This window comes from Dialister sp. i34-0019-2H8, from assembly GCF_042846925.1.
Lineage (GTDB): Bacteria > Bacillota > Negativicutes > Veillonellales > Dialisteraceae > Dialister.
On sequence record NZ_BAABYQ010000001.1, the window covers coordinates 314856 to 339150 of the forward strand.

General features: G+C 55.0%; 17 protein-coding genes. 13 read left to right on the forward strand and 4 right to left on the reverse strand.

Features of this window, described 5'->3' with window-relative positions; translation table 11 throughout:
- Window positions 1–227 precede the first annotated feature (227 nt).
- Window positions 228–3620, reverse strand: coding sequence for a PD-(D/E)XK nuclease family protein (locus ACGG9R_RS01130; protein WP_390150493.1), 3393 nt, complete (start codon window positions 3618–3620; stop codon window positions 228–230).
- 332 nt (window positions 3621–3952) lie between these two features.
- Here ACGG9R_RS01130 and ACGG9R_RS01135 point away from each other — a divergent pair, with 332 nt between their 5' ends.
- Complete coding sequence (locus ACGG9R_RS01135; RefSeq protein WP_390150496.1) at window positions 3953–5125, forward strand: MFS transporter; 1173 nt, start codon at window positions 3953–3955, stop codon at window positions 5123–5125.
- Between the two features lie 265 nt (window positions 5126–5390).
- Here the strand turns inward: ACGG9R_RS01135 and ACGG9R_RS01140 are convergent, their stop codons facing one another.
- A complete protein-coding gene (locus tag ACGG9R_RS01140; RefSeq protein WP_390150499.1) occupies window positions 5391–6551 on the reverse strand; it encodes a twin-arginine translocation signal domain-containing protein in 1161 nt (386 codons plus the stop codon).
- Window positions 6552–6955: 404 nt separating this feature from the next.
- Here ACGG9R_RS01140 and tatA point away from each other — a divergent pair, with 404 nt between their 5' ends.
- Window positions 6956–7165, forward strand: coding sequence for a twin-arginine translocase TatA/TatE family subunit (gene tatA / locus ACGG9R_RS01145; protein WP_022106244.1), 210 nt, complete (start codon window positions 6956–6958; stop codon window positions 7163–7165).
- A complete protein-coding gene (gene tatC, locus ACGG9R_RS01150; RefSeq protein WP_022106243.1) occupies window positions 7162–7863 on the forward strand; it encodes a twin-arginine translocase subunit TatC in 702 nt (233 codons plus the stop codon). The genes tatA and tatC overlap by 4 nt, the downstream gene beginning before the upstream one ends.
- Before the next feature lie 224 nt (window positions 7864–8087).
- Here tatC and ACGG9R_RS01155 read toward each other — a convergent pair whose 3' ends face one another.
- Both ACGG9R_RS01155 and ACGG9R_RS01160 read right to left on the reverse strand, forming a co-directional pair.
- A complete protein-coding gene (locus ACGG9R_RS01155) occupies window positions 8088–9263 on the reverse strand; it encodes a MalY/PatB family protein (RefSeq protein ID WP_390150502.1) in 1176 nt (391 codons plus the stop codon).
- Window positions 9264–9367: 104 nt separating this feature from the next.
- Window positions 9368–10510, reverse strand: a complete 1143-nt coding sequence (locus tag ACGG9R_RS01160; RefSeq protein WP_390150505.1) for a trans-sulfuration enzyme family protein — start codon at window positions 10508–10510, stop codon at window positions 9368–9370.
- Between the two features lie 501 nt (window positions 10511–11011).
- Between ACGG9R_RS01160 and sstT the strand changes: the two genes are divergently transcribed.
- From sstT to ACGG9R_RS01210, 10 genes are all read left to right on the forward strand, one after another.
- Complete coding sequence (gene sstT / locus ACGG9R_RS01165; protein WP_022106240.1) at window positions 11012–12268, forward strand: serine/threonine transporter SstT; 1257 nt, start codon at window positions 11012–11014, stop codon at window positions 12266–12268.
- A gap of 660 nt (window positions 12269–12928) precedes the next feature.
- A complete protein-coding gene (locus ACGG9R_RS01170) occupies window positions 12929–13750 on the forward strand; it encodes an LpxI family protein (RefSeq protein ID WP_022106779.1) in 822 nt (273 codons plus the stop codon).
- Between the two features lie 238 nt (window positions 13751–13988).
- Window positions 13989–15116, forward strand: a complete 1128-nt coding sequence (gene lpxB / locus ACGG9R_RS01175; RefSeq protein WP_390150509.1) for a lipid-A-disaccharide synthase — start codon at window positions 13989–13991, stop codon at window positions 15114–15116.
- Between the two features lie 342 nt (window positions 15117–15458).
- The gene (locus tag ACGG9R_RS01180) at window positions 15459–17225 is read left to right on the forward strand and encodes an ABC transporter ATP-binding protein (RefSeq protein WP_390150512.1); all 1767 of its coding nucleotides are present in this window, start codon (window positions 15459–15461) and stop codon (window positions 17223–17225) included.
- 240 nt (window positions 17226–17465) lie between these two features.
- Entirely contained in the window at window positions 17466–18794 is a 1329-nt protein-coding gene (locus ACGG9R_RS01185) for a 3-deoxy-D-manno-octulosonic acid transferase (RefSeq protein ID WP_022106782.1), read from the forward strand.
- Window positions 18784–19911, forward strand: coding sequence for a tetraacyldisaccharide 4'-kinase (gene lpxK, locus ACGG9R_RS01190; protein WP_390150516.1), 1128 nt, complete (start codon window positions 18784–18786; stop codon window positions 19909–19911). Before ACGG9R_RS01185 ends, lpxK begins: the two co-directional genes overlap by 11 nt.
- A gap of 35 nt (window positions 19912–19946) precedes the next feature.
- On the forward strand, window positions 19947–20678 hold the full coding sequence (kdsB, locus tag ACGG9R_RS01195; protein ID WP_390150519.1) for a 3-deoxy-manno-octulosonate cytidylyltransferase: 732 nt from the start codon (window positions 19947–19949) through the stop codon (window positions 20676–20678).
- Between the two features lie 423 nt (window positions 20679–21101).
- Entirely contained in the window at window positions 21102–21947 is an 846-nt protein-coding gene (gene kdsA, locus ACGG9R_RS01200) for a 3-deoxy-8-phosphooctulonate synthase (RefSeq protein WP_390150522.1), read from the forward strand.
- A 341-nt stretch (window positions 21948–22288) separates the two neighbouring features.
- Window positions 22289–23260: an SIS domain-containing protein gene (locus tag ACGG9R_RS01205; RefSeq protein WP_390150525.1), complete on the forward strand. Its 972-nt coding sequence runs from the start codon at window positions 22289–22291 to the stop codon at window positions 23258–23260.
- Window positions 23260–23796, forward strand: a complete 537-nt coding sequence (locus tag ACGG9R_RS01210; protein ID WP_390150528.1) for a KdsC family phosphatase — start codon at window positions 23260–23262, stop codon at window positions 23794–23796. The genes ACGG9R_RS01205 and ACGG9R_RS01210 overlap by 1 nt, the downstream gene beginning before the upstream one ends.
- The last annotated feature ends 499 nt before the right edge of the window (window positions 23797–24295 follow it).

The following is a 24295-nucleotide window of genomic DNA, read 5'->3' on the forward strand; positions in this document are numbered from 1 at the left end:
CAAGAGAAACAACTTTGACGATGCTTCTTATTCCGTAGTCAGTCCCATCTGTACTGGCTGACTGTTTGCGCAACCGTTGCCCTATTCCCCGCCCTATGGGCGCCCCCCTTCCTGAGGAAGGGGGCTCTGCGATATGTGCGAAATACTTATATTATTTCATTCGCGGCGCTTTTTATTGTTTTGCATCGCACCGCCAACCTGAACCCTGAACCCATCAACCTGAATCCTTATTTCTTCGCCCTTTCCTCAAGCTCTTTCTTCAGCTCGCTGTCCTTCGGCAGGCGCACGTAGTCGTAATTCTCTTCCTCTCGGCCAGGGTCGAAGCGGCAGATGGTGTGGTAGGGGCAGTAGCTGCAGGGAGTGACGCCCTTATAGCTGGCAGGGCAGATGGAGATGTCGCCTGCGATCATGCGGCTGTGGAGGGAGAGGATGTTTTTTCTGACGATGGTAAGGAGGGCGGAGAATTGCTCCTTCGTCAGGGCAGAAGCAGATCCCTTGTGGAGGCTGCCGTCGTTGGTGAATCTCACGGGCAGGCAGGAGTCGCTTTCGCCGGCGTCCTTGTCGAGGGACTTTAGGAGGGATGGATCTGCGAGGACGTAGCCGGAGGCGTGATCCTTTTCAGAAAGGTTGACGTTTCCATTCGGCGGGACTTGCTCGACCTTGGTGACATTGCCCGACAGGTAGATATACATGAGCGCGGCGGGGAGAAGCTGCTCTTCGGGATGTTCCTGCTCGACGGCGAGAAGGTAGGTGAGGAGCTGGAGCTTCAGTCCGGCGACGATCTCTGCGAGCGTGGCTTCGGTATGGCCGGTCTTGTAGTCAAAGATGGCGATGGCATCGTCCTTCACATCGAAGCGGTCGATCTTTCCTGAAATGGTGAGTGTCTCACCGTCTTCCTTGGCAAGGTGGAGGTAGAAGGCTTTCTCAAGGTCTTTGGTATCGAATTCGCTTCGCTGGCTCCACGAGCGAAGGAAGGTGAGCGTTTCCCGGAAGGTGCGGTCGAGGCTTCTTTTCGTGTAGCGGGAGGTGGCATCGGAGGAGAGGATGCCGTACTTCATCTTTTCGGAGAGGGCGCCTGCGATGGTGGAGGAGATCTCGCGGATGTCTTCATCACTGGCGTCGCGCCACTGCCTTTTTTGCCGGGTGAGTGTGCTGCCGAACTGGTGAAGGCCTGCGTGAAGGTAGTTGCCAAGGTCCAGGCTTTGGATCTCTCCTTCATCACGGGCTTCCAGTGCCAGGCCGTACTGGAGGAAATACTTGTAGGGGCAGCTGCGATAGGTCTCCAGACGTGTCATGGAGCTTACGTAGCGCCCGCCGGGCTGGAAGAGGGCGCGGGCGAGCTCTTGCGGCAGGGCGTCGGGGGTATTGCTGTAGGAGAGGGCGCGAAGCTTTTCCGAAAGGATGCGCTGCCAGTGGGGACTTGCCATCGCCCAGCGGGCGAGTGCGAGCCAGGGGGAGGTGCTTTCAGGCAGGCCTTCCTGCAGAAGGCGGGGAAGGAGCGAGAGGGCTTCCTCTGGGTTGGCAAAGAAGCTGTGGTCGGGATCTTTCAGCGTGGGAGCGTGAGCGGCGGCGCATTCTGAGCTGTAGCCGAGCTTGGAAAGCTGGAGGGCCAGGAAGGAGGGCTCGCATTCTTTTCCGTCACTTCCGAGCGATGGGGAGGTGAGGTAGAGCGCATCCGAGGCGCGGGTGAGGGCGAGATAGACGAAGAACTGCTCCTGATGGATCATCTGCATGAGATCATTCCCGAAGGTGAGCTGACTGTTTTCAGAGAGAGCCTGCTTTTCCCATGCGGAGAAGAAGCCGCTCTCTTCGACGCGCTTGGGGAATTCGCCTTCGATCACGCCGGGGATGAAGACGACCTTCGCTTCCATCGCATAGCCGCGGTCCATGCCTGTCACGGTCACATGGTCGAGTGTCGGAGGGATGGTGGAATAGGTGAGGGCAGAGAGACCGTCTTCGAAGAGGGCGCGGAAATCTTCCGCTGTCATCGCCTCATCCCCTGCGACGTGGACGATCTCATCCAGAAGACCCAGTACCTTCTTCCAGACCTGCAGGTGCGGGCGAAGGCCTGTCTTTTCAAAGGCGGCTTCATCCCATGCCGACAGGGTGTGAGGCACCTTCTCGCTGAGGAGAAAGCGGTAGAGTATGGCCGCGCGGTCTTTGGCGGAGACAGCGGATCTCCACGCTTCGGAAAGCGGATCGAGAAGGGAAGTGAGGCGCGTGCGCCATTCATTCACGCGGCGGCGCTCGGCGAGCTCGGCCTCGGACAGCGGCGGGGGCGTCTCATCGAGATCGCGGCAGCTGCGCTGCTCCCAGCTGTCATGCCATTGCCAGGGCCGGATGCGGCGGGAAAGGACGTAGTTTTCCAGTCGGTCGATCTCTTCCTGTGAGAATTGAGGCAGGAGCGAGGTCTTCAAGAGACGAAAGAGGGTGAGACGCTGCCAGCCTGCGTTCCTTCTGCCTGTTTCCTTTGCGAGAAATTGCAGCAGGAAGGAGGTGAGCATCACGAGCGGGTGGTTATTCATGGGATGCTTCTCATCGATGAAGCCGGGGATGCCGTAAGTGGCAAAGGAGCGGGTAAAGAGATCGCTGTAGTTTTCCGGCGTACGCGAGAGGACAAGGATGTCACGGTAGCGAAGGCCCTTGTCTCGGACGAGCGATGTGATGGTGCGTGAAATGAGATCCACTTCTTCCTTCGGGCTTTCTGCGGTGATGAGGTGGAGCCCCTCCTTTACGCGCCCGTCCTCCGGGCGGAGGCGTGCGTGGCGTTCAAAGAAATGGCGTGCCATGAGAGAAAGGTCGCTGGTGCGGAAGCGTTTTTCTTCCGTGAGCACGATGGAGGAGGAATGGCGGATCGCGCCCTGCAGCTGGCTGTAGAGCTGATATGGCCGGGCGAAGTTTGGATTTTCCGCCGCCTCTTCCGGACTGTCCATCTGCAGCGTCATGGTGACTTCCTCGGCTGTGTGAACGAGCGCGGACACGATGCGGATCTTCTGCGGCGCCATGCCGTTGAAGCCATCGATCCAGATGTGGGAGCCACGGAGCTTCTCTGACTTGGGGATCTCTCGTGCGAGAAGGTCGAAGAGGCTCCCTTCATAAGCAAAATGCATACGCAGATAGTCGTGGTATGCTTTATATAAGAGGGAGAGGTCAGCGAGCTTTTTCCCAAGTGGTGTCTCGCCTTCCCGCTGCGAGGCGGCAAGGAGGTCGTCTTCTGTGACGAGAAACATGTCGAGCTGATGGAAGAAGGCGGTCAGCTTCTCCGAGAAATGCGGCTGTGATGCAGCGCGGAGGATCACCTGCAGCTCGTCCTTGTGTGCATCCAGAAGACGGCGCAGGATGATTTGCTGGCCCAGCGGCGAAAGGGCATCGGCGACCGGCGAGTGCAGCTCTTGAAAAACGCGGTAGGCGAGGCGCGAGAAGCCGCACACCGTCACATCGATGAAGCCGGCGCCGGGGAAGGACTTGGCGAGCAGATACTCCGCTGTGTAGGTGCCCTGATCGGGGACAAGAAGGTAGGCGCGGCCGCCCGGTGTTTTTTTCAGATAGTCTTGGATCTCGCGGCAGCAGCGGGTGGTCTTTCCCGTGCCGGCGCGGCCGAAAATAAAATGCAGGCTCATAGGAGGCTCCTTTGGATGTGATTCAGGGACTGGGTTCGGGGTTCAGGGTTCAGGGTTAGCTCGTGGGGCGTGCTTCCCCTTGATTGCGGATGAAAGCTCCGCGCGAATGAGAAATTAGAAATGAGAAATTAGAAATGGTGGTGGCGGCTTCGCCGCGAGTATTATGGGGCGATGCCCGAAGGTAGTATTCAAGTCACCAGTCACCAGTCACTAGTCACTAGTCACTCCTAATCCCTAATCTCTAATCCCTAGATACTCATCCCTGCTTTCAACCTTTTCTTTATGTTATAATACTAAGATTATTTTATAAGAAAAACAAGGAGAACAAACGAATGGGTGAAAAGCTATGGACTCGTGAATTCATCGGTATGGGTCTCACGAATTTCTTTTATTTCATGTCGCAGTACATCATGATCGCGGCGTTGCCGGTCTACATCATGGATGATCTGGGGCTCGGGCAGTGGGAGGCAGGGATGGCGATGACCTGCTTCCAGATCGGCACGGTGGTCTCCCGCCCGATCGCAGGGCGTGTGATCGATGCGGTGAATAAGCAGCGTCTGCTCCTCATCGTCTCGGTGCTGCTCTTTCTCCTGATGACGGGCTTTCTCCTTGCGTATCGTCTGGAGATCGCGCTTTCGCTGCGCCTCATTCACGGGATCGTCTTTGCACTGGGGACGACGGCTTCGGCAGCGATGGCGGCGCTCGTGCTTCCTAGCCGGCGGAAAGGAGAGGGGATCGGCTACTTTGCGGTCTGTGGAAATATGGCGATGGTCGTGGGGCCTTTGGTGGGGCTCATCCTCATCGAGCATTTCGGCGCGTCGGTGCTGTTTCTCTTCCTTTCTTTGATGGCTGCGTGTGCGATCGTTTCAGGAAATGGAAAACGGCTGCCCGCGCGCGTGGTATGTTCATCGGGAGGAAAGCACCGCGGATTTCATTTTTCGGATTTCTTTGAAAAGAAGGCGCTTCCGGCGGTCATCCTGGGCGGGCTTGTCTTTTTTGCCTACGGCGGTGTGCTGACATTCATTCCCATGTATACGAGAAGCCTTGGTATAGGCTCTTACACGAGTCTCTTCTTCCTCGTCTTTGCGCTCGTCATCGTCGTATCCCGTCCGTTTGTCGGCTACCTCTTCGATCACCATGGCTCGGACTATACGGTGTATCCGGGCTTCCTTTTCTTCTCGGCGGGCTTTCTCCTCTTCTCGCAGGTCGAGGGGCCTTTCCTCCTGCTCCTCTCCGCGGCGGTGCTGGGGATCGGCTTCGGCGCGCTGGCGCCCGCCTTCCAGACCATCGCGGTCAGCAGCGCCCCTTCTTCCCGCGCGGGTGTCGCGACATCGACCTATTTCTGGTCGCTGGATATCAGTGTGGGCTTTGCGGCGGTCTTCCTCGGGCTTTTTGCAGAGGCTTTCGGCTATTCTTTCATGTATGGCGGGATCTGCCTCGCCTCTTCGCTGGCCGGAGCGGTGTATTATTTCGTATGGAGAAGGGGAAAACAAATTAGGAATTAGGAATGAGGAATGAGGAATGAAGATGGCGGCTTCGCCGCGAATATATATGAGGCGATGCTCGCTTGAGATGTCAGATGTCTCCTCATATTCTGGTTTCTTGGTCTTCTAGCCATTCATCCCTGCTTTCAAACTTCTCATTTGTACAACAAAAACGCCGCTTCGCTTGCGCGAGGCGGCGTTTTTTGATGATGTTTGTGATTCGGCATCACGCGAAATGGGGAGAGTATGATTCTCTGGTCAGTCCCCAGTCACTCGTCACTAGCTGCTATTTCAGGACCACCTGGTGGCAGAGATTTCTCAGCTGGTTTTCTGCATCCGGGAGGGAGGAGAGGTGATTGATGTAGAGGAAGGACACCTGTGCGCCGATGTAGTTTCTGAAGGCATTGAAGCGAGCGCCATTCGCTTCTTGTTCCGTGAAGCCATAGTCTTTCCGGCAGATGGACTTCAGGATGGCGATGGATTTCTGAGCAGCCGGTACGGAGAGGACCCAGTCATGGTCACCTAAGTGGACGATGTAGCCTTCCTGCTTGTGCGGGGCTGGGAGGCCTTCGCCGTCAGAGGTGAGGAGACCGAGGCGGACAGGGTCTTTGCCGATGATGATGGAGGCCGCGCGGATCCAGCTGACGACATCGGCGTCCTCTTTTTTACTGGTCGGAGCGGCATGAGCACAGGCCTGCGCTACGATTTCTTCTGCCGGCATACCGCGGTAGATGGATTCGGCGATACTGAGGACATGGTGCGCCCCCTGACCTGCGATGGTGTATTCTTTTCTGGAGGAGCCGTCTTCCTGCCACTGGAAGACGAAGGGCTTCTCGATGTCGTGCAGCGCCTGTGCTGCGACGGCGGTGTCGTAGTCGACATCATAGTGGAAGACGTCTTTATAGGTTTCACAGATACCGACGGTGATGTGCAGGTTGCTGTCGACATGGGTGGAGAGACCGCCCGGGTAGGAGTGGTGGCTCATGTAGCCGCTGCCTGGTGCGGTCATGAATGGCTGCAGCTTCGTCGGTACCGGTGGGAGAAGGGTCTCTGCGGAGATCTTAGATGGATCGATGAGCTTTTGATCCAGAAGCTGATTGTAGAGGCGCTGGATGGAGGAAGAACTGGTGTAGTTTTCCATAAAGGTCGGGAATGGATTCTTGATCATAGCAAGGACGGCGGATCTGAGAGAGCTGTCTTTGATGGTGTCTACGATCTTCAAAATGTCTGCATAGGAGCTTTTGATGAGTGGAGCGGCTTTAGCGGCAGCTTCTCCGGTCTTTGGCAGATCAGCGAGAGCGATCGGGTGGATCTCCATCGCAGCAGCCGCTTCTTTGGCACTGGCGGTGAATGGGAATTTGAAAAGCATAGCGCCTGCTGCGGTGCCGGCTGCGAGCTTCAGAAAGGTGCGTCTGGAAATCGGATCGTGCGTGATTGCGTTGTTCATGAATGGTTCCTCCATCTCTTTTTGTACGGAATTCGAGCAGGCTCTTCGGAGCCGCTTTTATCAGTCTAGTGAGGGAACGCAAAGAATGGATTCCTGTTTTGAAAAACTTCCGCTAAATTTCGTCATGCCTTTGTCAATTGACAGATATTTGGCAGCCTTGACAAAAGATATACAAAGTGTTGATGGAAAAAGAATGGGGAGAAGGTAGGATAGATGAAGTAAGAAGTGACTGGTAACTGGTGGCTGGGGATTAGGTGCCGCGAGTGACTAGTGACTTGTGAAATGGCAGCTCATGGCACCACCATTTTGCATTTCTCATTCAAGAGAGACTTTCGCACGCAATCAAGGGGCGACTCGCCCCACGGGCTAACCCTGACTTAATTTCATCCAAGGAGGTAATTATTATGTTTGGTATCGGTATCCCGGAACTTCTTCTGATCCTTGTGATCGGTCTCATTGTCTTTGGCCCTGGCAAGCTGCCGGAGATCGGCAAGGCACTGGGCAAGAGCATGCATGAATTCAAAGACGCAGTGAATACGGACTCGCCGAAGACGGTCATTGTGAAAGAGACAGAAGTCGCAACCGCTAAGGCGGCTGTCGAGGCTAAGAAATGATGACGGAAGCCGCGGACATGCCTCTTTCCGGGCATCTCACGGAACTGCGCAAGAGGCTCATCTACTCGTTCCTAGCGATAGCTGTCGGGACGGCGGTGAGCTTTTTCTTTATCCGTGAGCTCATGGCTTTCCTGACCGCTCCGGCGGGGCAGCTGTACTTTGCGCGGCCCACAGAAGTCCTCATGATTTACATCAAGACTGCGGTCGTGGCAGGTTTCGTCCTCGCTTCGCCTGTGGTCTTCTTCGAATTTTGGCGTTTCCTGCTCCCCGCACTGACGGATCGGGAGAAATCATGGTGCTGCGTCTTTGTACCGCTTTCCGTGATTCTCTTTCTCTCCGGACTCGCCTTTTCTTATTTCTTCGTCATGCCGGAGAGCCTTCACTTCCTCATGGGATTTGGCGGTGACGACTTCAAGCCGCTCCTTTCGATGGAGAACTATCTGGAATTCGTTCTCTTCATGATCTTCCCCTTCGGCTTCGTGTGCAATCTTCCGCTCGTCCTCATCGCCATGGCTAAGGCCGGCCTCGTCACCTCGGCAGCGCTCACGAAAGGGAGAAAGTATGTGATCTTCCTCTCCTTCATCCTTGCGGCCATCCTCACGCCGACGCCTGACATCATGACACAGAGTCTTCTCGCCGTCCCCTCTATCGTCCTCTTTGAGATCAGTCTGCTCGTGATACGGATGATGGGGCGGTGAAGCCGCATTTCTTAAAAAATGCTTCAAGTTCATGGCAAAACAAAATCCGCTTCACGCAAGATTTCGTGAAGCGGATTTTGTTTTGTCATGGTTAGCCCGCGGGGCGTGCCATCTTTTGATTAGAAATGGAAAACTCTGTTCGCATGAGGAATGGGGGGCGGCGGCTTCGCCGCAATCATATATGAGGCGATGCCCGAATGTAGTATTTCAGGAAACGCGGATCCCTATTTCTCAAATCCTTCTTTCAGTTGGCGCAGTCCCTTTTCGAGTGTTTCTCTCGGGCAGGCGAGGTTGAAGCGGAGGAAGCCTTCCCCTTCCTTGCCGAAAATGTATCCCATATCCAGCCAGAGGTGGCAGTCATAGAGGATCTTGTGCTCAAGCTCTTCGTTGGAGAGGCCGTAAGCAGAGGCATCGACCCAGATGAGGTAGGTCCCCTCCGGCTCGATGAGCTTCATCTCCGGCATTTCTTTTTTGAAGAAGCTTCGCGTGAAGTCCAGATTTCCTTTGAGATAGGACTTGACGGCTTCGAGCCAGGGGCGGCCCTCTCGGTACGCGGCTTCACTGGCAACGAGCCCCATGACATTCAGCTGGTCGTAGCCGAAGGCATCGAGCTCTTCCTGAAAGGCTCTGCGGATCTCAGGATTCGGGATGAAGATGTTCGAATTCTGCAGACCCGCGATGTTGAATGTCTTCGAAGGCGTGGTACAGATGATGGCATTGTCCGCTGCCTCGCGGCTGATGGTGGCGAAGGTCGTGTGGGTATGGCCGGGGTAGGTGAAGTCTTGATGGATCTCATCAGCGACGATCTTCACGTCATGGCGCAGGCAGATCTCTGCATATCGCGTAAGCTCTTCCTTCGTCCAGACGCGTCCGACGGGATTGTGCGGCGTGCAAAGGAGCGCGAGCTTCACGCCTCCTTCTTCGATCTTCCTTTCCATGTCATCGAAATCGATCTCATAATGTCCCTCTTTCAGGACGAGACCGCTGTTTACGAGGCGGCGGCCATTCTTTTCGATGGCGGAGAGGAAGGGATAGTAGACAGGCTGGTGGAGCAGTACGCCGTCCCCCGGCTTCGTCAGTGCTTTGACAGCGATATTGATGGCCGGCACGACGCCCGGTGTCTTGATGAGCCATTCCGGATGGATGGTCCAGTGGAAATAGGTCTTCTGCCAGTCTGCAAGTGCTTTAAAGTAGGAGCTGCCTGCTTCCGAGTAGCCGAAGATGCCATGGTCCACGCGGGCATGGAGCGCACGGGTGATGGGTTCAGCCACGCGGAAATCCATGTCCGCCACCCAGAAGGGAAGGACATCAGCCGGTTTGCCGCGCTGGACGGCGAAATCATACTTGAGGCAGCCGGTGCCTCTCCGGTCAATGATGGTATCAAGGTCAAGTGTATCCATAGGAAGGTTCTCCTTTCGCGGACAGGGCTTGCCCGCTGAATCCGAATGAAGGCTTGCGGCAAATGAGACGGCGTTTCCGTCATCCGTCGCCGGTTTCACACCGCTCATTCTCCCAGTGCCTGCGAGAGGTCGGCGATGAGGTCATTCACATCTTCGATGCCGACAGAGAGGCGGAGGAGACAGGCGGTGATGCCGCGGGATTCGCGTTCCTCTTCCGTGAGGTCGGCGTGTGTCTGGGTGGCCGGGTAGGTGATGAGACTTTCTACACCGCCCAGACTTTCCAGACTTTCTGCGAAGCGGATGAGTCGGACGGATTTCAGCACGCGGAGGGCAGTCTCATGGCTGTCGGTATAGAAGGAGAGCATAGCGCCGCTGCCGCGGGACTGCCGGTCGTGGATCTCTTTGTTTTTGAAGACGGGAAGACCCGGATAGAGCACCTGCGTGATCTTTGGATGGCCGGCAAGCCACTCAGCGAGGGTCTGGGCATTTTTCTGCGCAGCTTCCATGCGAAGTGCCAGTGTCTTGATGCCGCGGGTGACGAGCCAGCTGTCCCATGGCGCGAGGCAGCCGCCGACGGTCTTGTAGAGGAAACGGATCTTTTCCGCGATCTCTTTGTCCTTGCATACGACAAAGCCCGTGAGGGTGTCATTGTGTCCGGCGAGATACTTGGTGCCGCTGTGGAGGACGATGTCAGCGCCGAAGTCGATCGGATTGCAGAAGTACGGGCTCATGAAGGTATTGTCCGCGATGAGGAGTGCGCCGCGAGAGTGTGCGAGGTCTGCCATCGCAGAGATGTCTGTCACCTGCATCATCGGATTCGTCGGCGTTTCGATGTAGATGGCTTTGACGGTGTCGTCCAGTGCGGCCTCTGCTTTGGAAATATCCGATGTGTCGACGAAGCGGAAATGGAGACCGTTCTTCTCATTGATGAAGCGGAAAAGACGGATGGAGCCGCCGTAAAGGTCATCGGTGGAAAGGATCGTGTCTCCAGGCTTGAAAAGCTCCATGACCATAGAGATCACAGCCATGCCGGAAGAGTAGCTGGTACAGTCACACCCGTGCTCAAGCCGTGCGACCACCTTCTCCGTGCATTCCCGTGTCGGGTTCTGCACGCGGGCATAGTCGTAGCCCGTGGATTGTCCGAGCTCCGGATGCCCGAAGGTCGCAGACTGAAATACAGGGACAGAAATGTAGCCGGTCGGGTCTTTCCAGTCGCTGCCATGAATGCAGATCGTTTTTATATCCATCGTGGATTCTCCTTTTCATAGGTCGGGGGGGTATGGCGCTCGCCGCAGACAGCGGGGCAACCAACCATCCATATCCCTTTCCTGTCAATAAAAAAATCCGTCTCTCTGTTGAGAGACGGATAGTAATACCGTGTGACCACTCTGCTTCTCCCTACCGTCACCGATAAGGACTCTATAGGTACGCTGGACGAGCCATACATACCCTGCTGCTGTAACGGGCAGTCCCGGCGAGCTTCATGATTCGGCTCGGAGGCTCGAAGGCCATCTTCTGTGCCCGCTTCTGCACTGCTTTCACCATACGCAGCTCTCTTTGCCAGTCCTGGGCGCATACTCTGCTTCTCATCGCCTGTGTGGAATTAGGCCTATCATGGCATGGGAAAAGGGAGAGGTCAAGCACTTGCGGTCATGCGTGGATTTTTATGCGTAGTATAAACTTGCAACATTATTCAGGAAAGCGTATACTAAAATAAAAATATGTATTTTTTAGGAGGAGGAATTATTGTGTTCAAAACGATCCAGCATACGCTTGCCAGCGTGGCGCTGATCAAGCAGATCGCGGTCGGTCTGGTGATCGGCATCTTGATCGCTGTCTGCTTCCCGGCGGCCATCCCCGTCGTGAAGATTTTCGGAGATCTTTTCGTCAAAGCCCTGAAGGGTGTCGCACCGGTCCTGGTTTTCTTCCTGGTCATGAACGCCATGGCGCAGAGAAAAGAAAATGGAAACGGCAGCATGAAGCCGATCATCGGTCTCTATGTGATGGCGACATTCTTCGCATCGCTCGTCGGGGTCTGCATGTCCTTTCTGTTCCCGACCACACTGCACCTGCAGGTGGCTGCTGACACGAAGCTCGCTCCGCCAAGCGGCATCATTCAGGTGCTTCATAACCTGATCCTGAGCGTCGTCGATAATCCGGTGAATGCACTGCTCTCTGCGAACTACATCGGCATCCTGGCATGGGCGATCATCATCGGTATCGCGATGAAGAATATCGCATCCGGCACCACCAAGGGCTGGCTCGATGATATCGCCAAGACCATCACCAAAGTGGTGACCTGGGTCATCCACTTTGCCCCGCTCGGCATCATGGGCCTTGTCGCTGACTCCGTCGGCACTGCCGGCGTGGAAGCGCTCATCGGCTATGTACAGCTTCTGGCGGTCCTCATCGGTTCGTACTTCCTGGTCGCTCTTGTGATGAATCCGATCATCGTATTTTCCCGCATTCACATGAATCCATACCCGCTGATCCTCACCACGATCCGTGAAAGCGGCGTGTATGCCTTCTTCACCAGAAGCTCGGCGGCCAATATCCCTGTGAATCTGGCACTCTGCAAGAGACTCGGGCTGAATCCGGATATCTTCACGATCTCCATTCCTCTCGGTGCGACGATCAATATGTCCGGCGCATCCATTACGATCTCCGTGCTGGCGCTGGCCGCTGCACATACGCTGGGCATTGATGTCGATCTGCCGACCGCACTCCTGCTCTGTATCGTATCTACCGTCGGTGCATGTGGTGCTTCCGGCGTCGCAGGCGGCTCTCTGCTGCTGATCCCGGTCGCTTGTGCGTCCTTTGGCATCAGCAATGATATCTCCATGCAGGTCGTCGGCGTCGGCTTCATCATCTCCGTGCTGGAAGATGCCTGCGAGACTGCGCTGAACAGCTCCACTGACGTGCTTTTCACTGCTACGGCGGAATATGCAGAACGCCGCAAGGCGGGTACGCTTCAGGCGGAAGACATGGTCCCGCATGATCACTAAATAAAAAAGGGGCTGTGAAGAAATGAATCTTCATTTCTTCACAGCCCCTTTTTACTTTGCTTTCATTTGGTTCAGGGTTCAAGGTTCAGGGTTCTCGTGGCGGCTTCGCCGCCTTTTTTTAGAAGATGGTATTCTCGTATCGTCAGCCTTCCTCTCTAGGTAATGCTATTAAGTTAAGCGGCAGAACGTTCTTGGCTCCCCATCGGGGGAGCTGCCCGAAGGGCTGAGGGGGCTACGTAGCGGTATTGCATGAAAGTGTTGGAATATCGATAGCGTCGGACTATTCAACATAGCACGCTATACTGCTGGCATGCCCCTATTGCCTTCGGCACTTCCCCCGAAGGGGGAAGCAAGACGTTACGTAGCTAACGATTTCCTTAACTTAATAGCATTGCCCCTCTAGGGGAAGGTGCCCCGTAGGGGCGGATAGGGTGACTATGGCATGAAAGACAGCTGGGATAGGGTTTCCCGGTCACTCCTATGAGAGCTGCAAGTCCCCCGAGGCAGATGGAACGCGAAAATGAGATGATCGTTATTTCACATCGCCTTTTTTAATGGGTGCAGGGGAAAGCCGATTCGACTGCTAACCGAAATTTCTATAATGCGTAACCAGTGAAAAAATGCTAAAATAATAAAGATTATGACGCTATGGAGGTCATTATGGAAACGATTGGTTTATTAGCGGGCATCGGGACGCTGCCGGTGGAATTCATCGAAGCAGTGCGGCCCCAGGGATATCGCGTGGTCTGTATCGCGGTGACGCCGGGCGTCGATGCAAGACTTGCCGCGATCGCGGATGCGTACTACGATATCAGCGCCTTTAAACTGGATAAAGTCATCAAGACTCTCGTGAAAGAGCATGTGAAAGAGGTCACGATGATCGGCAAGGTCACGAAGGAGTGGCTCTACAAGTCGCACACCCTTCCGGATATGCGCGCGGTGAGGCTCTTGAATCGTCTGCGTAAGATGAATTTCAAGGATGATACGATCACGCTGGCGATCGTGGATGAACTGGCTAAAGACGGGATCTCCGTCCTGGATCAGACGAAGTATCTGAAGCCGCTCATGCCGGGGCCGCAGGTCTTCACTAAAAAGAAGCCGACGGAGGCACAGATGGCCGATGTGGCTTTTGGCTTCGAGGCGGCGAAGGCGATCGGTGCGATCGATCTGGGGCAGACGGTCGTCGTGAAGGATCAGGCGGTCATGGCCGTCGAAGCCATCGAGGGTACGGATGCCTGCATCAAGCGCGGCGGCAGTCTCGCCCGCGGCGGCGCTGTCGTCGTGAAGACAGCCAAGCCCGGACAGGATACCCGCTTCGACATGCCGGCGGTCGGACTTACGACACTTTCCTCCATGGAGGAGAGCGGCTGCGCGGTTCTTGCCATCGAAGCCTGGCATACCCTTTTCGCAGAAAAGGAAGCCGTGCTCCAGGAAGCCAATAAAAAAGGCATAGTGATATTGGCGGTGGAAGGAAAGAAGTGACTGGTGGCTAGTAGCTAGGAATTAGGGATTAGGAGTGACTAGTGACTGGTGACTGAAATGCCATCTTCGGGCATCGCTCTATTTATATTCCGCGGCGCTTCCATATTTTATACGCCGCACCACCATTCCTAATTCCTCATTCGAGCAAAGCTTTCATTTAGAATCAGTGGATGGCACGCCCCAAGGGCTAACCCTGAACCCCGAACCCTGAACCCTTATATTCACGAGGACTTAACTTATGAAAATTATGATGTCTGCCGGAGAGGCCTCTGGCGATATGCATGCCGCAGCCGTTGCGGCAGAAATCAAAAAGCTCTACCCCGGGACAGACATCTTCGGGATGGGCGGTGCGGACATGCGAAGGAGCGGCGTCCGCATCATCTATGATATAGAAAATCTGGGCATCATCGGACTGGTGGAAGTCATCAAGCACCTGCCGCTCTTCTTCAAGCTGCGCAGCTTCCTGAAGGAAGCCATGCTGCGGGAAAAGCCGGATGTGCTGGTCTGTGTAGATTACCCCGGATTCAATATGAAGCTCGCCCATGTGGCGAAAGAGCTTGGCATCCCTGTCGTCTACTATATCGCGCCCACCATCTGGGCGTGGAACAAGGGACGGGCGAAGAATATCGTCCGCGATGTCGAGCAGGTGGCGTCCATATTTCCTTTTGAAGCGGACGCATACCGGAAGGCGGGAGCGCATGTGACCTTCGTCGGTCATCCGCTGGCGGATACGGTGAAGCCTTCCATGACGAAGGAGAAGGCGATGGCCTATTTCCATGGCGATCCGAATAAAAAGCGTATCCTTCTCATGCCGGGGAGCCGCAAGAATGAAGTCGCGGGGCTTCTGCCCGTGATGCTGGAGGCGGCGCGGCAGCTCGCCCAAAAGGCAGACTGCCAGTTCTTCATCCCTCGGGCCTCGACGATCCCGATGGAGATGCTCTCGTCCTTCATTGGGGCTTCGGAGCTTTCCGTAGAGATCACCGAGGGCAGGCAGTATGACCTGATGCAGATCTGTGATGCCTGCGTCGCCTCTTCGGGGACGGCGACCTTGGAAACGGCGCTCATGGAGCTGCCGACCGTATTGATCTATCGCCTCGCGCCTGTGACATGGATGCTGGCGAAGCTTCTCGTCCATGTGAAGTATGCGGGCCTGCCGAATCTTCTGCTGGACCGTGAGGTTACTCCCGAACTCCTGCAGGATGCGGTGACGGCGGAGAATATTTCCCGCATCGTGACACCGTGGCTCATTCAGCCTGCCGCACGGGAAAAGAATGTGGAAGGCATCCGAGAAGTGAGAAAAGCACTGGGCGGCGGAGGCGCGGTGCACCGCGTGGCAGAGCTCATCGTGAGGACGGGGAAAAAGTAAATGGTGGCTAGTGACTAGTGACTAGTGGCTAGTGACTAGGAGATTAGGAGACATCAGACTCTCGTATCGTCATTTTGAGCGAAGCGAGAAATCTTTGTCATTCGCGGTCAGGTAGGCAATGTTTGGAAAGTTCAAAACGGGAAGCCTGCTATCGAGAGACTTTTGGGCATCGCCACTAGTTGTACTTCGCGGCGCTCCCTCATTTTATGCGCCGTACCTTCACTCCTCACTGGGGAGCCATGCTTTCATTCACAAGCAAGGGGCGCCCCGTAACCCTGAACCCATCAACCTGAACCCTTTGAACCTTTAGTCTCCCCCCCAAAGAAAATTCTGGAGAATGGAATGAATACAAAATCAAGTAAACTGAACAGTTACATGAGACTGTTATCCTATCTAAAACCCTACTGGAAGCTGCTGCTTGTTTCCGTTTTCTTCATGTTGCTCGTATCGGGGTCGAACCTGGTCGTGCCGTGGATCATCAAGGATGTCATCGATAAGGTGCTGAATGACAAGGACCTTGGCATGCTCTACCTCATCATCGTGGCGATCCTTGTGACCTTCCTTATCCGCGCGATCACCACCTTTGGGCACCGCTACCTCATGGGATACATCGGGCAGGCTGTCATCAAGGATCTTCGAAATACGCTGTATCATCATCTGCAGAAATTATCGATCTCCTACTATGATCGCCGCCGCACCGGGGACATCATGAGCAACCTGACGAATGACATTGCGGCGCTGCAGACAGCCATCGTGGATAATTTCATCCAGCTGGTGCAGGAAGGCGCCATTTTCATCGGTTCTTTCGTCTCCATGATCTACCTGCAGTGGAAACTGACGATGCTCTGCCTTGTGATCGTACCGCTCGTTTCTTATACGATCAAATTCTTTGGGAAAAAGCTCCACTCGAGCGGCCGCGACGTGCAGGAACGACTGGCCGATGTGACGTCCATGCTGCAGGAGACTATCCAGGGCGTGCGCATCGTTCGCAGCTTCAATCGAGGCGACTTCGAAGAGAAGCGCTTCAATGACATCAATGAATCCAGCTTCAAGGCGACCGTGCGCTCCATAAGGCAGCAGAGCCAGATGACGCCGCTTGTCGAATTTCTCGCTGCCATTGCCGTCTGCGCGATCATCTGGTATGGCGGTGTCTCCGTCATTGAGGGCGTGATGACCACCGGCGAGCTCATCGCCTTCCTGATCTATGCCATCAACCTGGCCAATCCGACCCGCCGTCTGGCAGAAAGCTTCGGTAATATCCAGAAATCCCTGGCTGCAGCAGACCGCGTCTTTGCGATCCTAGATGAAAAGTCAGAGATCCAGGACAAGGACGGCGCTAAGCCGATCGAAGTCACAGAAGGCTTAGTCGAAGCGCGTCATGTGGCCTTTGCCTATGAAAAAGAAAATCCGGTGCTGACAGACCTGAATTTCGTCGCCAGACCCGGACAGACCATCGCCGTTGTCGGGCCCTCCGGCGCCGGCAAGACCACCATTGCCAACTTGCTTCCGCGCTTCTATGATGTGACAGGCGGAGCCATCTGCATCGACGGCGTCGACATCCGGGATGTGACGGCCGGCTCCCTTCGCGACAACATCGGCCTCGTGCCGCAGGATACGCTCCTCTTCAATACCACCATCAAAGAAAATGTCCTCTACGGCCGCCTGGATGCGACGGATGAAGAGGTCTGGGATGCCATTCGTGCTGCGAATGCAGAGAAATTCATTCAGGGTCTGCCGCGCGGCATCGATACCAAGGTCGGCGATCGCGGCCTCGTCCTCTCCGGCGGTCAGCGTCAGCGCATCGCCATCGCAAGAGCGATCTTGAAGAATCCGAAGATCCTCATCTTGGACGAAGCGACCTCCGCACTCGATACGGAAAGCGAGAAGATCGTGCAGGATGCGCTCGACAAGCTCATGGTCGGCCGTACCTCCTTCGTCATCGCTCACCGCCTTTCGACCATCAAGAATGCCGACCAGATCCTTGTCCTGAATCACGGCGTCATCGAAGAAAGCGGTACACATAAGGAGCTCATGGAAAAGAAAGGGCTGTATTATGAGCTCTACACGATGTCGCAGAAAAATGATCGTGAGAAAAATAGTGACCAGTGACCAGTGACTAGTGACTTGTGACTAGTGATTAGGTGCTCGATGTTCCGCTTTCGCGCCCCTTCCTATGGAAGGGGCAGGTGAGCGAAGCGAGCCGGGGTTGGCTCGCGTATGTGAGACAGCCACCCGCGTTCTTTCGAGCCTCACTATATAAAATACGGCGCGCAGCGCCTTCCTTCCCCCATGGAACCTGTTGAACCCCATTTCCTCAACCCATAACAAAAACCATCAAAGGAGAAAAAATTGTACTGGATTTACAACATTTGTCTTGTCGCCTACTGGCTGCTGCAGATACCGATCCTGATCTATCGGCTTGTCTTCGAAGAAGGCTTCTATGACCGTCTGAAGCAGAGCGCCGGCGTCATGCCGACGCCCACGCTGCAGCAGATCGCCTACCACAATGCCATCTGGGTGCATGCCGCCTCCGTCGGTGAAGTGGTCGCCGCGAGCCCGATCGTGCGCGAGCTGAAGAAGAAGTACCCGGATGAAATGGTGGTGGTGTCTGTCGTCACCGCGACCGGTCACCGCATGGCACAGCGCATCATCCCAGAGGCGGACGGACACATTTTCTTCCCCTTTGACCTGCCCGTCATCACCGAGCGTATCGTAGATATCGTGAATCCCAAGGCGATCATTCTGATCGAAACGGAGCTGTGGCCGAATTTCCTTCGCCTCGCTTTCCGCAAAAAGATCCCTGTCATGATGATGAATGGCCGCATCAGCAGCCGCTCGATGCGCCGCTATTCGCTGATCAAGCGCTTCACGACGCGCATGCTCTGCCAGATCCGGCGTTTCTGCATGCAGTCCCGCATCGACGAGGAGCGCATCATCGCGATGGGCGCCCAGCCGAAGCGCTGCACCATCACAGGCAATACCAAGTACGATCAGACGTACGCTGAAGTGTCGGAGGAAGAACGCGCCGCGCTTCGTAAAGAATTCCGCTTCGACGGGAAGGGCCCGATCATCGTCGCCGGTTCCACGCACAGCGGAGAGGAGGAGATCGTACTCCGCACCTTTGGTGAGATCCTGAAAAAATATCCGAAGGCGCGTCTGCTTCTCGCTGTTCGTGAGATCACGAGAGCGCCGTCCGTGAAATTTGCCATCAAGCATCACGGCTACAGCGTCCTGCGCCGCTCCAAGATGGGCACGGAGGAGGATGACGGCACGAGCCCGCAGGTGGTCATTCTGGATACCATCGGCGAGCTGGGGCGTCTTTACAGTCTGGCAGATGTCGTCTTTGTCGGAGGCAGCTTCGTCAAAGTCGGCGGTCATAATATTCTGGAGCCGGCGGCGCATGGAAAGCCTGTCATCGTCGGCCCTTACATGTTCAATTTCCAAGAGATCTTCGAGCTTTTGGAGAGCCGCGGCGTGTGCCTCATGACGAAGTCAGAGCATGAATTCAAGGAAACGCTCATGGACCTTCTCTCTCATCCCGATACCATGAAACGGATGGGAGAGGCGGCTTTGACCGTGGTGCATGAGAATCAGGGCGCGACCGAGAGAAACATCAAGGCTTTCGAGCAGCTGGTCGCGGAAGCCGGCGTGAAGCTGGGAGGCCGTCATGAGTCTTGAGTCCTATGTCACCGGCTTGATGAAGGAGCCGGTGCCGAAAGGCATGGACAGGCTGGTCCTGTCAGGCCTTTCGCAGCTGGAAAAAATGTATTTCTCTCAGGTCGAAAAGAAGAGGACGGCAGATATGGCCGCTGCGGTCTCCGCCCATGTACCCGTTATCAGTGTCGGCAATATCACGGCAGGCGGGACGGGCAAGACCCCCTGCATCCTGATGCTGGCTGAGTTCTTCCGCTCAATCGGAAAGAAGCCCGCCATCATCAGCCGAGGCTATAAAAGCGGCCTTGAAAAAGAAGGTGGCTGTGTATCGGATGGAAGCTCCATCCTCGTATCTCAGCAGATGGCAGGGGACGAGCCCTACATGATGGCGAGAAAACTTCCCTCCGTCCCCATTTTCGTCGGGAAAGACCGCATTGCCTCTGTAAAGAGAGCCGAGGAAATGGGAGTGGGCATCCTGCTTTTGGATGATGGCTTTCAGTACTGGAAGCTCAGACGCGATCAAGATATCATTCTCATCGATGCGACGAATCCCTTCGGCTATGGTCATGGCCTGCCCCGCGGTCTGCTTCGGGAGCCGCTCGATGCCCTTTCGCGGGCGAGCCTTTTCATCCTGACCAAGAGCGATCAGGTGCATCTGACAGATCTGATGGAGATCAGAGAAGAGCTCGCCCGTCTTGCGCCGGGTGTGCCCGTCCTCTCCTCCACACATGCGCCGTCGAAGGTGGTGCCGTATGAGAAGTGGAAAGCCTTTCTTCATGAAGGGACGCTCGAAGACGTCAGGATGAAGAAGGCCTATCTGGTCTCCGGCATCGGAAACCCCGCTGCCTTTAAAAAGACCGCCAAGGAAGCCGGTCTGCGTCCGGTGGGCGAGATGCCCTTCCCTGACCACCACAGGTATACAGAAGAAGATCTGCGGAATGCGATTTCCGAAGCCAAAGCCAAGGGCGCAGAGCTCATCGTCATGACAGAAAAAGATGCCGTGAAGATGCTCTCCCTTGATAGCCTCGCTGAGTCTGACATTCCCTTTTACGTCCTTGAGATCGCGATGACATTACCAAGGGAAGACAGGGAGGTATTGGAAGAATTCCTCCATGCCAAGCCGCAAGTCCCTCATCCATGATCCCTGTCACTAGTCACTACGCAAAGGAGTTCATCATGAAAATTGCTTGTATCATTCCGTCCCGGTATGCATCGACACGTCTTCCGGGGAAGCCCCTCCGCCTGATCGCGGGAGAAACACTGGTGCATCGTGTCTATGAAAGAGCCGTTCAGGCCAAGCTCCCTGACGTCGTCATCGTTGCGACAGACCATGAGGACATTGAGAAGGAAGTGAAGAGCTTCGGCGGTCATGTCATGATGACCTCCGTCGACCATCCGACAGGCACCGATCGTCTGGCAGAAGTGGCTTCCCATACGCCGGACTATGAGATCATCGTCAATGTACAGGGCGATGAACCGCTAATCGACCCAGACGTGATCGATCGTCTGGCGCAGGATCTTATCGACCATCCGGAGCTGGATATGGCGACTGTCGCCACGCCCCTCCACGAAGACGAATACGATGATCCTTCCTCTGTCAAGGTCGTCGTGAACCAGAAGGGCGAAGCACTCTACTTCTCCCGTTCCCTCATCCCGTATCCCCGCCACGATTTCGAAGTGCCGGCACTGAAGCACGTCGGCATCTATGCGTATCGGAGAGATTTCCTCCTCGCCTATGCGAAGATGGCGCAGACCCCGCTCGAAAAGACCGAGTCCTTAGAGCAGCTCCGCGCCCTCGAGATGGGCTACAAGATCGGTGTCATCGAGGTGAAGACACAGGATATCGGCATTGATACCGAAGAAGACCTGAAGAAGGCCAATGAGTATTTTGAAAAAATGGGAATGTAATTTTTTCAAATATTTTCACAATAAGTGAGGAGCAGGGAGTGAAAGGTCGGCGCACGATTCATATAGCGTCGCAAAAGGAAAATGGCGCGATGCCCATGTGTGGCGGAGGAGTTTGTTTCGGTCATGTTTCCTTAAAACGTCCGGCGCTATATGATTTTTTGCGCCGCACCACCACTCCTCCCTCCTCACTTCTCACTCAGAACTGAAAAAACATAATTTGTGAATTTGTCATTTAAGGAAACACTGATTCAATCGTTGTCAGATTTTACTCTTGAATTTTTATGCAGAGCGAGGAATAACCTGACGTGAATAGCGAGCTATTTAAGGAAGGCTATGACGAAGCTATGTATAAAAATTCTTGTAAAGTCTGACTCTGCGATTTAATCAGCGTTTCCTTAACAACTAACTTCAAAGGAGCTCCCTATGAAAACCATTCATGTCGGAAATCTGACCATCGACGGCAGCAAGCTGTTTCTGATCGCAGGCCCCTGCGTCATTGAAGGCTATGACCGCACGCTGATGATCGGCCGTGAGATCAAAAAGATCTGTGAACGCCTTGGCGTACAGTACATTTTCAAGGCGTCTTTTGATAAGGCGAACCGTTCCTCTTACCATTCCTTCCGTGGGCCGGGACTTGAGAAGGGCCTCGAGATCCTTGCGGATATCAAGAAGGAACTCCAGGTGCCGGTACTCTCTGACGTACATGATGTGACCCAGCTCGCACCAGCCGCCAAGGTGCTCGACATGCTCCAGATCCCTGCCTTCCTCTGCCGCCAGACTGATCTGGTATACGGCGCAGCGAAGACAGGCAAGCCTGTCAATGTGAAGAAGGGCCAGTTCATGGCGCCGGAAGATATGAAAAATGTCATCGGCAAGATGGAAGAAGCAGGAAATCCGAACCTCGCTCTGACAGAAAGAGGGGCGTCCTTCGGCTACCACAATCTCGTGGTCGATATGCGTTCCTTCCCCATCATGCGACAGTTCGGCTATCCGGTCATTTTTGATGCGACCCACAGTGTCCAGCTCCCGGGAGGTATGGGCAATACCACCGGCGGCCAGCGCGAATTCATCCCGTACCTCGCAAGAGCGGCAGCGGCATCCGGTGTCGACGGCTTCTTCATGGAAGTCCACGACAATCCGCCGGAAGGCCTGTCTGACTCTACCAATATGCTCTATCTCTCCTCCCTCGAGGGCCTCCTGAAAGACCTCATTGCGATCAATGACGTCGTAAAGAAGGATAAGGAAATGGGACTCGTGTCCGGAAAATAGTGACTAGTGGCTAGTGGCTAGTGGCTAAGGACTAAGAGACATCAGACTCTCTCGTATCGTCATTTCGAGCGGAGCGAGAAATCTTTGTCATTCGCGGCTAAACGGTCGATGTCAGGGAACCACAAACGGGAAGCCTGTTATCCGTTGCCCTTCGGATATTGTCACTATCTATACTCCGCACCACCATCTTGCATTTCTAATTTCTCATTCATTTGAGGCTTTCAAACGTAATCATGGGGCAGCACGCCCCACGGGCTAACCCTGAACCTCAATATAACTATTTTTCCTCGAATATTGTATAATAAGGTGTAAACTTATTTTGCGTTGACCAAGGAGGCATCATGTCAGTTATTGAAACAGCTTCGCGGGTGCTTCGGGATGAAGCAGCCGCTGTCCTTTCTCTGGTGGATCATCTGGACGGCGAATTTGAAAAAGCCGTTTGCCTGATCGAAGCGTCCAAGGGGCGCGTGGTTCTGACGGGTATGGGGAAATCAGGCCATATCGCGCGGAAAGTGGCAGCGACCATGGCGAGCACAGGGACGCCGGCTTTTTTCCTGCATCCGGCAGAAGGCATTCACGGGGATCTTGGCATGGTGACAGCCGATGATGTGGTCATCGCATATTCGAACAGCGGAGAAACGGGCGAGGTGCTGAATATCCTCCCGTCCCTGAAGCGCATCGGAGCGAAGCTCATTGCGGTCGTTGGGAAAAAGAATTCGACACTCGCTAAAAATGCGGACGCAGTGCTCGATGCGGGCATCGAAAAAGAAGCAGACAGTCTGGGGCTCGCTCCGACGAGCTCGACGACGGCTGCTTTGGCTCTGGGGGATGCGCTCGCCGTCTCTTTGATGGAGCGCCATCATTTCACGGCAGATAATTTTGCCGTTTTCCATCCGGGCGGGTCTCTCGGCAAGCGCCTGCTTCTCACTGTCGAGATGGTGATGCACAAAGGCGAGGACAATCCTTTGATCGATGAAATGGCTTCGGTCAAGGATGCGCTCTTTGTGATGACAGATAAAGGGCTGGGCGCCGTCTCTGTGACGGACAGGGAAGGACGCCTCTTGGGGCTCATGACGGACGGCGATGTCCGCCGCGGCCTCGAGAAGGGAGAGGATTTCCTGCTTCTCCCCGTGAGGGACGTCATGACGAAGGCACCGATGGTGATCTCGCAGCAGAAGCTGGCGGCCGAAGCCCTGCACATCATGGAGAAGCACATGCCGCATCCGATCACCGTGCTTCCAGTCTGTGATGAGGCAGGCAAGGCGATCGGCATGGTACATATCACCGATCTTTTGCGGCAGGGGGTCATGTGATGATCGGCGCAGAACAGGTGAAGCTCATCGCCTTTGATGTCGATGGCACACTGACAGACGGGACGTTCGTCATGGGGAGCGGCGGCGAGGCATATAAGCTTTTCAACGCGCATGACGGACTGGCGATTTCTCTCGCTCACCGCATGGGTTATGCAGTCGGTTTCATCACGGGGAGGACTTCGCCGATCGTAGAAGCTCGCGCGAAGGAGCTCTCCTGTGATTTCGTCCTCATGGGCATCCGGGATAAGGTGCCCGCTCTGCAGCAGCTGCTCAGGGAGCGCGCTCTTTGCTGGGACGAGGCGGCCTACATGGGGGATGATCTCAATGATCTGCCTCTCTTCTCCCGCGTCGGTCTGTCGGGCTGCCCGGCCGATGCCTGCGAGGAGAATCAGTCCGCAGCGGACTTTATTTCCCGGTATGACGGCGGACGCGGAGCAGCGCGTGAATTTATCGAGTGTATTTTGAGATCCCAGGGGCGCTGGGAGGAGGCGGTGTCCTCCTTTCAGGACGTCGATCAGGAAGATCTCGTGCAGTGAGAAGCGCTGCTCGATCGTGGAATTAGGAATCTTGAGTGACTAGTGACTAGTAGCTAGGGATTAGGGATTGGGGATTAGGAGTGACTGGTGACTAGGAAACTCTCTCGTATCGTCATTTCGAGCGTAAGCGAGAAATCTTTGTCATTCGCGACCAAGCAAGCGATGTTTGGTACTCTCAAACGGGAAACCTTCTATCCACTTCCTTTCGGGCATCGCCCCATATGTATTCGCGGCGAAGCCGCCACATTCATTTCTAATTTCTAATTTCTCATTCGAGCAAAGCTTTCATTCAGAGTCAAGGGACGGCACGCCCCGTGGGCTAATCCTGAACCCTATTTTATTCCCTTGTATTAGGGAAACGCTGATTAAATAGCAGAGCCGGATTTCATATGGATTTTTATACATAGCTTCGTCATCATCCTCCTTAAATAGCTCGCTATTCGCGTCAGATGATTCCTTGCTCTGTATAAAAATCCAAGAATGAAATCTGACAACGATT